The organism is Hydrogenophaga sp. 70-12, assembly GCF_001897365.1.
GTDB classification, from domain to species: domain Bacteria; phylum Pseudomonadota; class Gammaproteobacteria; order Burkholderiales; family Burkholderiaceae_C; genus Hydrogenophaga; species Hydrogenophaga borbori.
Genome location: NZ_MKSS01000204.1, coordinates 1 through 11,519, shown reverse-complemented (window position 1 = coordinate 11,519; position 11,519 = coordinate 1). Strand labels below are relative to the sequence as shown.

14 protein-coding genes are annotated in these 11,519 nt (G+C 72.4%); 5 read left to right on the top strand and 9 right to left on the bottom strand.

The genetic code is table 11. The features are described from left to right. The 3 genes from BGO22_RS12320 to BGO22_RS12310 form a co-directional block, all read right to left on the bottom strand. The coding region (locus BGO22_RS12320; protein WP_502686456.1) for a tRNA 2-thiocytidine biosynthesis protein TtcA at nt 1-385 on the bottom strand (385 nt) is incomplete at its 3' end. A 117-nt stretch (nt 386-502) separates the two neighbouring features. Further along, the gene (locus tag BGO22_RS12315) at nt 503-877 is read right to left on the bottom strand and encodes a dihydroneopterin aldolase (protein ID WP_070400359.1); all 375 of its coding nucleotides are present in this window, start codon (nt 875-877) and stop codon (nt 503-505) included. A gap of 7 nt (nt 878-884) precedes the next feature. Continuing rightward, nucleotides 885-1,661 (bottom strand): SDR family oxidoreductase, encoded by a 777-nt coding sequence (locus BGO22_RS12310; protein WP_070400358.1) that lies wholly within the window; start codon nt 1,659-1,661, stop codon nt 885-887. Here BGO22_RS12310 and BGO22_RS12305 point away from each other — a divergent pair. The 5 genes from BGO22_RS12305 to BGO22_RS12285 are packed head-to-tail and all read left to right on the top strand — an operon-like array spanning nt 1,660 to nt 4,811. Next, complete coding sequence (locus BGO22_RS12305) at nt 1,660-2,802, top strand: class I SAM-dependent methyltransferase (RefSeq protein ID WP_286851046.1); 1,143 nt, start codon at nt 1,660-1,662, stop codon at nt 2,800-2,802. The two genes, BGO22_RS12310 and BGO22_RS12305, sit on opposite strands and share 2 nt — an antisense overlap. Before the next feature lie 2 nt (nt 2,803-2,804). After that, complete coding sequence (locus tag BGO22_RS12300) at nt 2,805-2,999, top strand: DUF2905 family protein (RefSeq protein WP_070400356.1); 195 nt, start codon at nt 2,805-2,807, stop codon at nt 2,997-2,999. Between the two features lie 44 nt (nt 3,000-3,043). Then, nucleotides 3,044-3,493, top strand: a complete 450-nt coding sequence (gene trxC, locus BGO22_RS12295) for a thioredoxin TrxC (protein ID WP_204744060.1) — start codon at nt 3,044-3,046, stop codon at nt 3,491-3,493. A gap of 26 nt (nt 3,494-3,519) precedes the next feature. Continuing rightward, nucleotides 3,520-4,503 carry a glucokinase gene (glk, locus tag BGO22_RS12290; RefSeq protein ID WP_286851043.1) on the top strand — a complete coding sequence of 328 codons (984 nt, stop codon included), beginning with the start codon at nt 3,520-3,522 and terminating at the stop codon, nt 4,501-4,503. 53 nt (nt 4,504-4,556) lie between these two features. Then, nucleotides 4,557-4,811, top strand: a complete 255-nt coding sequence (locus BGO22_RS12285) for a hypothetical protein (RefSeq protein ID WP_070400353.1) — start codon at nt 4,557-4,559, stop codon at nt 4,809-4,811. A 31-nt stretch (nt 4,812-4,842) separates the two neighbouring features. Here the strand turns inward: BGO22_RS12285 and BGO22_RS12280 are convergent, their stop codons facing one another. The 6 genes from BGO22_RS12280 to BGO22_RS12255 all read right to left on the bottom strand — a co-directional run. Next, nucleotides 4,843-5,271, bottom strand: coding sequence for a hypothetical protein (locus tag BGO22_RS12280; RefSeq protein ID WP_286851042.1), 429 nt, complete (start codon nt 5,269-5,271; stop codon nt 4,843-4,845). 111 nt (nt 5,272-5,382) lie between these two features. Next, nucleotides 5,383-6,294 (bottom strand): mechanosensitive ion channel family protein, encoded by a 912-nt coding sequence (locus BGO22_RS12275; RefSeq protein WP_070400351.1) that lies wholly within the window; start codon nt 6,292-6,294, stop codon nt 5,383-5,385. After that, nucleotides 6,291-7,685: an alpha,alpha-trehalose-phosphate synthase (UDP-forming) gene (locus BGO22_RS12270; RefSeq protein WP_070400350.1), complete on the bottom strand. Its 1,395-nt coding sequence runs from the start codon at nt 7,683-7,685 to the stop codon at nt 6,291-6,293. The genes BGO22_RS12275 and BGO22_RS12270 overlap by 4 nt, the downstream gene beginning before the upstream one ends. Continuing rightward, on the bottom strand, nt 7,682-9,508 hold the full coding sequence (locus tag BGO22_RS12265) for a glycoside hydrolase family 15 protein (protein ID WP_204744064.1): 1,827 nt from the start codon (nt 9,506-9,508) through the stop codon (nt 7,682-7,684). Before BGO22_RS12265 ends, BGO22_RS12270 begins: the two co-directional genes overlap by 4 nt. Beyond that, complete coding sequence (gene otsB, locus BGO22_RS12260; RefSeq protein WP_286851040.1) at nt 9,505-10,239, bottom strand: trehalose-phosphatase; 735 nt, start codon at nt 10,237-10,239, stop codon at nt 9,505-9,507. Before otsB ends, BGO22_RS12265 begins: the two co-directional genes overlap by 4 nt. Before the next feature lie 101 nt (nt 10,240-10,340). Then, nucleotides 10,341-11,519, bottom strand: a 1,179-nt coding sequence (locus BGO22_RS12255; protein WP_286851038.1) for a tRNA nucleotidyltransferase/poly(A) polymerase-related protein, incomplete at its 5' end; no start/stop codon positions are given.

Sequence of the window (11,519 nt, the reverse complement as noted above, 5' to 3'; positions counted from 1 at the left end):
GGTAGAGGATGCCGCGGCGCAGCCGGCTGCACAGGCTGCACAGGGTCTTGCCCTCGGGGATCACGCGCTTGACGATGGAGTAGGTGTCCTGGTTCTCGATGTGGAACTTCACGCCCAGCTTCGTCAGGTACTCGGGCAGCACGTGCTCGGGGAAGCCGGGCTGCTTCTGGTCGAGGTTGACCGCGATCAGCTCGAACTTCACCGGCGCGCGCTGCTGCAGCTTCAGCAGGATGTCGAGCAGGCCGTAGCTGTCCTTGCCGCCCGAGAGGCAGACCATGACGCGGTCGCCTTCCTCGATCATGTTGTAGTCGACGATGGCGCGCCCGACCTCGCGGCACAGCCGCTTCTCGAGCTTGTGGTTTTCCAATTCAATGTTCATGGCCATTCCTTGGCGAGCGCCAGCCCGCATAACCCAGGGATGCCACGGAACCGGCTTCGCCGGGCCGTCGGCATCGCCCCCCTGGAGGGGGGCGGCGCGCAGCGCCGCAGGGGGTGTCTCTGTTCACCATTGCCCGCTTTCCATGCGGATGGCGACCTCGCAGTCCTCGAAGATTTCCAGCTTGGCGATCTTCACGCGCACGCCGATCACGCCGGGCAGCTGCATGAGCCGCCGTGTGAGCTTGCCGATCAGGCTCTCCAGCAGGTTCACGTGCTCGGCGGTGCACTCGTCGATGATGATCTGGCGCACCTTGCGGTAGTCGAGCACGTGGGTGATGTCGTCGTCCTTGGGCAGCAGGGGCTGCGTGCCCTGGTTGAGCTCGGCGTCCACCTGGATGGGCTGCGGCGCGTGTTTTTCGCGGTCGAGGATGCCCAGGTTGGCGTCGAAGCGCAGGCCGGTGAGGGTGAGGATCTGGGTGGCGGCGGTCGTGGGGATCATGCGGTCCTCACATGAGGGAGAAGTCGCGCTCGAAGCGCATCAGGTGCTGGCCGCCGTCCACCAGCAGCGTGGTGCCGGTGATGGAGCCGTTGTCCAGCGCGAAGGCCACGGCGGCGGCCACGTCGGCCGCGGTGGACGAGCGGCCCAGCGGCGACTGGCGGTGCAGTTGCTCGAACCGGTCGTCGCTGAGCAGGTGGCTGGTGAGCGTGAGCCCGGGCGCCACGCCCACCACCCGCACGCGCGGGGCCAGGGCCAGCGCCAGCATGGTGTTGGCCGCTTCCAGCGCCGCCTTGGACAGGGTGTAGCTGAAGAAGTCGGGGTTCATGTTCCACAGCTTCTGGTCCAGCAGGTTCACCACCGCGCCGCGCGCGTCGCGCTCGGCCAGGTGGGCGTGCAGGGCCTGGGCCAGCAGCACGGGCGCGCCGGTGTTGGCGCGCAGGTGGGCTTCCATGGTGGCGAAGTCGAAGCTGCCGGCGCTGTCGTGTTCGAAGGTGGAGGCGCTGTTGACCACCGCGTCCACGGCGCCGAAGCGCGCGGCCACGGCGGGCAGCAGGGCGCGCGCGCCGGCCTCGTCCGACAGGTCGGCGAAGAAGGTGTGGGCGCTGCCGGCGCGGCCGCTCGCGGCCTCGCAGTCGGTCGCCGTCTGGCGGGCCTCGTCGAGCGAGTGGCGGTGGTGCACGGCCACGTTCCAGCCGGCGCGCGCCAGGGTGAGGGCGATCTCCCGGCCCAGGCGCCGGCCGGCGCCGGTGACCAGCGCGGTGCGGGGCGGATGAGGGGAGGGCATGGGTGACAATCGGCGCGTGAACGCCCCATTCGTGAACCAGCCCGGGAGTGTAGCCAGCGCCCTGTCGGCGCGCATCGGCACGGCCATCGACGCGGCCGGCGGCCACATCCCCTTCGAGCGCTTCATGAGCATGGCGCTGTACGAGCCGGGCTTGGGCTACTACGCCACGGCCACGCCCAAATTCGGCCATTTCCCGGCCCAGGGCAGCGATTTCGTCACCGCCCCCGAACTCACGCCGCTGTTCGCCCGCGCGCTGGCGCGCCAGGTGGCGCAGGCCCTGCAGGCCACGGGCACGCGCGAGGTGTGGGAATTCGGCGCCGGCAGCGGTGCGCTGGCGGCCGGGCTGATCGCGGCGCTGGACGCGGCGGGCGAGCGCCTGGAGCGCTACACCATCGTCGACCTGCCGGGCGAGCTGCGCCAGCGCCAGCGCGAGCGCCTCGCGGCCTTCGGCGATCGCGTGCGCTGGGTCGAGGTGCTGCCCGAGCGCTTCGAGGGCGTACTGGTGGGCAACGAAATCCTCGACGCCATTCCCGTGACGCCGCTGGCGCGCCTCGGCGGGGTCTGGCACGAGCGGGTGGTCGTGCGCGCCGGCGAGGGCTTTGCCTGGGCGGAGCGGCCCACCGCCCTGCGCCCGCCGCTGGCGGTGCCCGGCGAGCACGACTACACCACCGAGGTGCACCCGCAGGTCGAGGCCTTCGTGCGCACCATCGCCGATCGGCTCGCGCGCGGCGCGGCCCTGTTCATCGACTACGGTTTCCCCGAGGCCGAGTACTACCACCCGCAGCGCCACATGGGCACGCTGGTGGCGCACCGCGCCCACCGCAGCGACGACGCCGTGCTCGATTACCCGGGCGAGAAGGACATCACCGCGCACGTGAACTTCACCGGCGTGGCGCTGGCGGCGCAGGACGCGGGGCTGGACGTCATCGGCTACACCAGCCAGGGGCGTTTCCTCATCAACCTGGGCCTGGTCGAGCTCGCGCAGGGCGCCGACCCGCGCGAGCGCTCGCGCATGCAGATGCTGGTGCTCGAGCACGAGATGGGCGAGCTGTTCAAGGTCATCGCGCTGGCGCCGCCCGCCAGCGCCGGGGGCTGGACGCCGATCGGCTTCGCGCAGGGCGACCGCACCCACCGGCTCTGAGCATGATCCGCTGGATGATCGTCATCTTCCTGGCCCTGCTGCTCATCAGCTGGGCCACGCCGCTGCTGCGCCGCCTGGGCCTGGGGCGGCTGCCGGGCGACCTGCGGTTCCGCGCCTTCGGCCGCGACTGGTTCCTGCCCTTCGCCAGCACCGTGCTGCTGAGCTTCATCGCCAGCCTCATCGGCTACCTGGTCTGAGCCGACGGGCTTGCAATCGGCGCGCCGGCCTTCATCTGGAGACCATGAACGCCACCGCCGCCCCCCTGCACCTCGTCTGCCCGCACTGCGGTACCACCAATCGGCTGGCGCCCGACGCGCTGGACCGCGCGCCGGATTGCGGCCGCTGCCACGCTCCGCTGTTCACGGGCGCGCCGGTGGCGCTGGACGAGGCCGGCCTGCGCAAGACCATCGAACGCTCCGATCTGCCGGTGCTGGTGGACTTCTGGGCGCCCTGGTGCGGCCCCTGCCGTGCGATGGCTCCGCAGTTCGAGGCGGCGGCGCGCGAACTCGAGCCGCGCGTGCGGCTGGTGAAGCTCAACACCGAAGAGGCACCCGCGCTGTCGGCGGCGATGAACATCCGCAGCATTCCCACGCTGGCGCTGTTCTCGGGCGGCCGCGAGATCGCGCGCCAGCCCGGTGCCATGGGCGCGGCCGACATCGTGCGCTGGGCGCGCGCCCACCTGCCCCGCTGAGGCGGCGCGGCCTATCATCGGCCGCCATGAGCCAGCGCATCCCCAGCCCCGGTGGCCGGCTGCTCGCCGACATCGGCGGCACGAACGCCCGTTTCGCTTTCCAGTCCGCGCCCGGTGAGCCCTTGAGCGAGGTGCGCGTGCTGCCCGTGGCCCGCTACCCGGCGGTGCAGGACGCCTTGCGCGAGTACCTGGGGGGCCTGGGCCCGCGCCGCGTGCGCGCCGCGGCCATCGCCATCGCCAACCCGGTCACGGGCGACGCGGTGCGCATGACCAACCACGACTGGGCTTTTTCGCAGCGCGCCCTGCAGGCCGAGATGGGCTGGGAGCGCCTGCGCGTGCTCAACGACTTCACCGCGCTGGCCCTGGCGCTGCCGGTGCTGCCGGCGAGCGATCTGCGCCAGCTGGGCGGCGGCGACGCCGTGCCGCGCGCCGCGCGCGCGCTGCTGGGCCCCGGCACGGGGTTGGGCGTCTCGGGCCTGCTGCCCTGCGGCGGGGACAGCTGGGTGCCGCTGGAGGGCGAGGGCGGCCACGTCACGCTGCCGGCCGCCACACCGCGCGAGCGGCTGCTGATGGACGCGCTGGCGGCGCGCCACGGCCGGGCCTCGGCCGAGCGCGTGTGCTCGGGCGCGGGCCTGCTCGAGAGTTTTCGCGTGCTCTGCGAGGCCGACGGCGTGGCCGTGCGGGGCGTGGAGCGGGCGGCCGACGTGACCGAGGCCGCGCTCCAGCACGGCCAGCCGCAGGCGCTGGAGGCGCTGAACCTCTTTTGCGCGCTGCTGGGCTCGGTGGCCGGCAACCTCGCGCTCACGCTGGGCGCGCGCGGTGGGGTGTACCTGGGCGGCGGCATCGTGCCGCGCCTGGGCGCCTGGTTCGACACCTCGCCCTTTCGCGCGCGCTTCGAGGACAAGGGCCGCTTCAACGGCTACCTGCGCGCCATTCCGGTGTGGGTGATCACCGCGCGCGAATCGCCCGCGCTGCTGGGCGCGGCGCGCGGCCTGGACGGCTTGGACTGAGCCCCGCCTTGCGCTAACCTGGGCCCTCGCCCGCTGCGTCACCAGGAGACCCCATGACCACCCCGCTCAGAACCGTGCTCGTCTTCACCCCCGAGGACCAGGCCTGGCTGCGGCGCATGCAGCTGGTGGTGCCCGACTACTGGCGAGGCCACGGCGCCGCGCCCATGCCGGGCGACGTGTTCCGCGTCGGCGGGCGCCAGTTCACCATCCAGGGCCGCCTGTGGGAGCACGACCTGCAGGGCCCGATGCTGCGCGTCTTCGTGGGTTCGGCCCACGCGGAGAGCGATTCGGTGTTCGCGGGCATGTGAGGGCGGCGGCCGAGGCGCGCGCCGGCGCGCCTCAGCTGTCGTCCACGTCCCACTCGAACGCGCAGCGCTTGCAGCACACCGGCACCAGGCGCGCCGCGCCGTCCTCGCCGCCGCGGCGGCGCACCGGCCGCTCCGACAGGCTCAGCTGCCCATAGGCGTGGCAGCGCGGGCAGTTGGCCTGGTTGGCCACTTCCTCGGCGTGCATCAGCAGGTAGGCGTAACGCTGCAGCGCCCACAGCGTGATGCCGCCGGTGAGCACCACGAAGGCGGTGTCCATCAGCTTCTCGCCCACGCTGGCGCCGTCGAAGGCCTCGAAGCTCGCCAGCATGGCCACGGCGGCCAGCACCGCCAGGGCCATGTGCGCGTGGCTGGAGAGCAGCTCGCGCTCGTACCACTTGCGAAACCCCAGGCGCCGGATGCCTTCGGCGAGCGGCGGGTTCAACGGGTTGGATGCGGGCATGGCGGCCTCCGGTGGTCGAAGGCGCATGGTGGCACTGCGCCCGGCGCCGGACCAAGGCCGTCTGGCAATCCTGCGCGCCGCGCTCGGGCAATTGGCCGGGCGGGCGGCCGTTCAGCGCGTCGCCGCGGCGGCGGCGGCCTCGCGCAGGCTGGCGGCGTTGGCGGCCTCGGCGTCGGCGTGCACCGTGAGGTTGGGGTAGGGCAGGCGGATGCCGCGCGCGACGAACGCGCCCTTGAGCCGGCGCAGGAACTCGCGGCGGACGCCCCACTGCTCGATGGGCAGGGTGCGGAAGCGGCAGCGGATCACCACCGAGGCGTTGTCCCAGCGCTCCACGCCGGCCACCTCCAGGTCGGCCAGGATGCGGTCGCCGAAGGCCTCGTCGGCCCGCAGCCCGGCGGCGACCTCGCGGATGACCCGGACCACGGCGTCCACGTCCTCGTGCACCGAGACGGCGATGTCGCAGACCGCCTGGCTGAAACCGCGCGTCATGTTGATCACCGTGGTGATGGTGCCGTTGGGCACGTAGTGCACGTTGCCGTCGTAGTCGCGCAGCTGCACGTAGCGCAGCGTGACTTCCTCGACCACGCCGGAGTGGCTGCCGAGCTGCACCACGTCGCCCTGGCGGATCTGGTTCTCCAGCAGCAGGAAGAAGCCGGTGAAGTAGTCCTTCACCAGGCTCTGCGCGCCAAAGCCCACGGCCAGGCCGACCACGCCGGCGGCGCCGAGGATGGGCGCCACCGATACGCCCAGTTCGCCCAGCACCAGCATGCCCGCGATCAGGCTGACCACCACCACGACCAGGTAGCGGAACACGCGGCTGAGCGTCTCGGCGCGCTTGATCGCCTCGCGGTCGTCGTCGAGCCGGCCGGCCACGCGGTTGCGCAGCAGGCGGATGGCGCGCTGGGCGACGCGGACCACGACCCAGGCCAGGATCAGGATGAGCACGATGCGCAGCCCGCTGGTGGCCAGGCTGCCGAGGCCCTGCCACCAGCCGGTGGCGATGTCGATGAGGTTGTCGTTCATGCTTCTTTCTCCGGTTCTTGTGTGTCGCGCAAGGCGCGCAGGAAGCTCTCGCGCCACCAGTGCACGTCCTGCGCGCGGATGCGTTGCAGCAACGCCGCGTGGCGCTGCTGGCGCTCGGCCAGCGGCATCTGCAGCGCGCGTTGAATGGTTTCGGCGGTGCGCGCCGTGTCGTAGGGGTTGACCAGCAAGGCCTCGCTCATCTGCTCGGCCGCGCCCGCGAAGCGCGAGAGCACGAGCACGCCGGGGTCGGCCGGGTCCTGCGCGGCCACGAATTCCTTGGCCACCAGGTTCATGCCGTCGCGCAGCGGCGTGACCAGCGCCACCGCGGCCGCGCGGTACAGGCCGGGCAGGCGCTTGCGCGCTACGTTGCGGTGGATGTAGCGCAGCGGCATCCAGTCGAGTTCGCCGTGCTCGCCGTTGATGGCGCCCGACAGGCTCTCCAGTTCGGCGCGCAGCGCGGCGTAGGCGTCCACCGATTCGCGGCTGGGCGAGGCGATCTGGATCAGCGTGGCGCTGCCCTGGTTCTCGGGGTAGTTCTGCAGCAGGGTGCGAAAGGCCTTGAGGCGCTGCGGCAGGCCCTTGGAGTAGTCCATGCGCTCCACGCCCACCAGCAGGCGGCGGCGCGCGTAGTCGCTGCGCAGCTGCTCGAACATCTCGCGCGCGTCCTTGCCTTCGCCCAGGGCCTGGAACTCGTCCACGTCGATGCCGATGGGGAAGGCGCGCACCTGCAGGGTCTTGCCGAAGGCGTGCCAGCCGTGCTGGCCCACCCATTGCGCGCGCAGTTCGTCGCTGGCGTAACGCTCGAAGTGCGTGACGTCGGTCTGGCTCTGGAAACCCACGAGGTCGTACGCGAAGAGCGAGCGCATCAGCCAGTCGTGCTCGGGCAGCGCGGCCAGCATCAGCGGCGGCGGCAAGGGCACGTGCAGGAAGAAGCCGATGCGTTGCTCGCAGCCCATGGCGCGCAGCTCGGCCGCCAGCGGGATCAGGTGGTAGTCGTGCACCCAGATGGTGTCGTCGGGCCGCAGCAGGGCCTTGAGTTTCTGCGCGAAGAGCTGGTTGACGCGCCGGTAGCCCGCGATGCCGCCGCTGTCGAAGTCGGCCAGGTCGAGCCGGTAGTGCAGCACCGGCCACAGCACGCCACTGCTGTAGTTCAGGTAGTAGCTGTCGTGGTCCTCGCGGCTGAGGTCCAGGGTGGCGAGCTGCACCGCGCCGGCCTGCTGGCGGTTGACCTCGCCCTGGCCCGGCGCACCGTTCTCGGCGATGCGCCCGCTCCAGCCGAACCACAGGCCACCGCTGGCCTCCAGCGCCTGGCCCAGCGCCACGGCCAGGCCACCGGCCGCGGTCTTGCGCGGATCGGCGATGCGGTTGGAGACGACGACGAGGCGGCTCATACCACCGAATCCCAGTGCGCGGACAGGCGAACGGCGGCGTTGATCAGGCCCACCATCGAATAGGTCTGCGGGAAGTTGCCCCACATCTCGCCGGTGGTGGCGTGCGTGTCCTCGGACAGCAGGCCCAGCGGGTTGCGCACCGCGAGCATGGCCTCGAAGACCTCGCGCGCCTCGCGCACGCGCCCGGTGCGCGCCAGCGCGTCGATGCGCCAGAAGGTGCAGATGTTGAAGGCCACCTCGGGCTTGCCGAAGTCGTCGGCGGCCTCGTAGCGGCGCATGTAAGGCCCGTCGCACAGGTGGGCCTCCAGCGCGTGCAGCGTGGAGAGGAAGCGCGGGTCCTTGGGGTCGATGAAGCCGACCTCGGCCATCAGCAGCACGCTGGCGTCCAGGTCGTGGTCGCCGAAGGCCGCGGCGAAGGCCTGGCGTTGCTCGCTCCAGGACTCGGCCAGGATGCGCTCGCGCATGGCCTGCGCGTGGCCCGCCCAATAGGCGGCGCGATCGGGCAGGTGCAGGGTGCGCGCGATCTTGGCCAGCCGGTCGCAGGCGGCCCAGTTCATCAGCGCCGAGGAGGTGTGCACGCGCGCGCGGGTGCGCAGCTCCCACATGCCGGCGTCGGGCTGGTCGAAGACGCGCCGCGCGTGCTCGCCCACGGCCTCCAGCCGCTCGAACTCGGCGCGCCCCGGTGGGTGCAGCAGCCGGCGGTCGTGGAAGGCCTGCGAGGACGCGAGAACGATGTTGCCGTACACGTCGTGCTGGAAGTGTTCGTGCGCCTGGTTGCCCGCGCGCACCGGGCCCATGCCGCGGTAGCCCGGCAGGGTGTCGACGATCCGCTCCGGCAAATGGCGTTCCAGCCCCACGCCGAAGAGCGGCTGCACGTGGCCGCCGCTGTCCAGGCGCGCGCTGCCCACCACCACGTCGGACAGCCAGCGCAGGTAGTCCTCCATGGTGCCGATCTCGGACAGGCTGTTGAGCGCGCGCACCACGAAGAAGGCGTCGCGCAGCCAGCAGTAGCGGTAGTCCCAGTTGCGCTGGCTGTTCGGCGCCTCGGGGATGCTGGTGGTCATGGCGGCGACGATGGCGCCGGTGTCCTCGAACAGGGAGAGCTTGAGCGTGATGGCCGCGCGGATCACCGCCTCCTGCCACTCCAGCGGCAGCGCCAGGCGCTGGCTCCAGGTGCGCCAGTAGGCGCGCGTTTCCTGTTCGAAGTGGCGCGCCACGTCGCTCACGCTGCCGGCGACGGTTTCGTCGGGGCCGAGCAGGAAGTTGTGCTCGTGCACCAGCAGGAAGGGCTCGCTGGAGAGCACGTGGCTGATGGGCGCGTCGGTGTAGAGGCGCAGGGTGAGGTCCTCGCCCACGTAGCGCACGTGGTTGCTGCCCGAGGTGATGCGCGGCGCCTGCGAGCCCCAATGGAAGCGCGGCGCCAGGCGCACGCGGATGCGCGGCGTGCCCTTGAGCGCGCGCACGCGCCGCACGATCTGCATGGGCCGGAAGAAGCGGCCGCGCGCGGCGAAGCGCGGCGCGAAGTCGACCACCTGCAGGCCCTGGCCGTGCCGGTCCCACAGCTCGGTCACGAGCACGGCGGTGTTGGGTTCGTAGCGCTGGCGCGTCTCGGCCAGGTCCTCGATTTCGATGGCCCAGGAGCCGGACTCGCCGTCGGCGCCGCCCAGCAGCGAACAGAACACGGGGTCGCCGTCGAAGCGCGGCAGGCAGCTCCAGACGATGCGCGCGCGCGCATCGACCAGCGCGCCGATGGTGCAGTTGCCGATCACGCCCAGGTGCAGCGACGCGGCTGCTGGCGAGGCGAATCCACTGGCTGGGGTCATGGCGAAGCCTCGTTGGTTTGTTGTCGCAACCAGTCGCGCAGGGCCTGGGGGCTGTCGCAGCGCAGGCGCGCCGCGCTCGGCCCCTGGCCCACCTTGATGCCGTCGCCGCCGTGCGACTGGACCACCGCGAAGCCGTCCTCGTCCGTCACGTCGTCGCCCGCGAACACCGGCCGGCGGCCGGCGAAGGGCGGCTCGCGCAGGAAGCCGGCGATGGCGGCGCCCTTGCTGGTGTGCGCGGCCTTCACCTCCACCACGGCTTTGCCCTGCAGCAGGCGCAGGTCGGGGTGGTTGGCGATGGCCTGGAACATCGCCTCCACGCAAGCCGGTCCCAGTTCGGGCGCGGCGCGGTAGTGCAGGGCCAAGGCGGTCTGCTTCACCTCCAGCAGCAGCGCCGGGTGGCGCGCGGCGAAGGCCTGCGCCGCCATGACCACGGGGCCCAGCTCGGGCGTCACGGCCAGTCGGTCGACGCCATCGGCGCCCACGCGCAGCGCGCCGTGTTCGAAGGCGCCGGGCCAGCGCTGCACCGGCAGCCAGCGCTGCAGATCGATGCGGGCGCGGCCGGTGACCAGCGCGAGCGCGCCCCCCAGCCGCTCGTGCAGGGCATCGAGCAGGCTCGGCAAATCGGGAGGGATCCGCACCGCATCGGGTCGGCTGGCCAGTTCGGCCAGGGTGCCGTCGAAGTCCAGAAACAGTGCCGACCCATGGGTCGACAGCGTGGGCAGCGTCGTCATCAGCCCGCCACCGTACCTTGGCCCCGCCCCTGGGGCAAGTTGCGGCGGCTTTGTCCGAGCCCTCGGGTGAGAGACTGCGCCAGCGCTTGACGCGCGCGGCTTCAGTCGTTCCAGATGTCGCGTTGCAGCAAATAGTGGAGGCGAGCTGTGTGTAGGCGCTCACCTATCTGCTCGCCCATGGCGCCATCGGCCTGGGCCTGGCGCACGGCGGCGGCGCTGTCGAAGCCCAACAGGGCCTGCAGCGCCCGATCGAGGCGGCGGATGCTGCGCCGCACCGCGGCGCCGCCGTCGGGATCCGCCAGGGCCAGGCCTTCGATCGCCCGCAGCAGTTCGCGGCAGCGCTCGGGTTTGCGCAGGGCGTCGCAGCGCTGCAGGCGCCGCAGTGCCTCGGCGGCGTCCAGGGCCTGGGGTGCGGGCCAGTCGGCGCGCTCGCGCTGAGCCATCTGCGCCAGCGCCTGCAGGGCATTGGGCACGCGCCAGTGCGCGCCCAGGGCCTGCTGGGCGGCCGCGTCGAGCGGTGCCACCAGCCAGGCCCAGCGCACGGCCAGCGGCGCGCCGGTGAACAGCGGGTGGTTGTCGGCCTCGCCGGGCAGCGCCGTGGGCAGCCGATCGGCCTGCGGGCGCGCGGCCGGCGGCAGCAGCCGGGGCAGGGCGCCGCAGTCGCGCAGGGTGTCGAGCAGCCGGCCGGGCCGGACCTCCATCAGGCCGCGCGACACCTCCTGCCACACGCGCTCGGCCACCAGGTGGTCGGCCTCGCCGCGCTCGACCATGGCGCGCATCAGCGCGGCGGTTTCGGGCGCGGCGTCGAAGCCGGGCCAGCGCGCCCGAAACCGCGCCAGCCGCAGGATGCGCACCGGGTCCTCGGCGAAGGCCTCGGTGACGTGGCGCAGCGTGCGCGCGCGCAGGTCGGCCAGGCCGCCCCAGGGGTCGATCAGCGGGGCGCTGTCGGGGTGCTCGGCGTCCTGCGCCGCGACGGCCATGGCGTTGATGGTGAGGTCACGGCGTGCCAGGTCTTGTTCGAGCGTGACGTCGGGCGCGGCGTGGAAGGCGAAGCCGTGGTAGCCGGGCGCGGTTTTGCGCTCGGTGCGCGCGAGCGCGTATTCCTCGCGGGTGCGGGGGTGCAGGAAGACGGGAAAGTCGCGCCCCACGGGCTCGTAGCCCTCGGCCACCATGGCCTCGGGCGTGGCGCCGACGACGACCCAGTCGCGGTCGGCCTGCGCGGGCGCCGGCAGCCCGAGTTCGCGCGCCATGAGCGCGTCGCGCACCGCGCCGCCCACCAG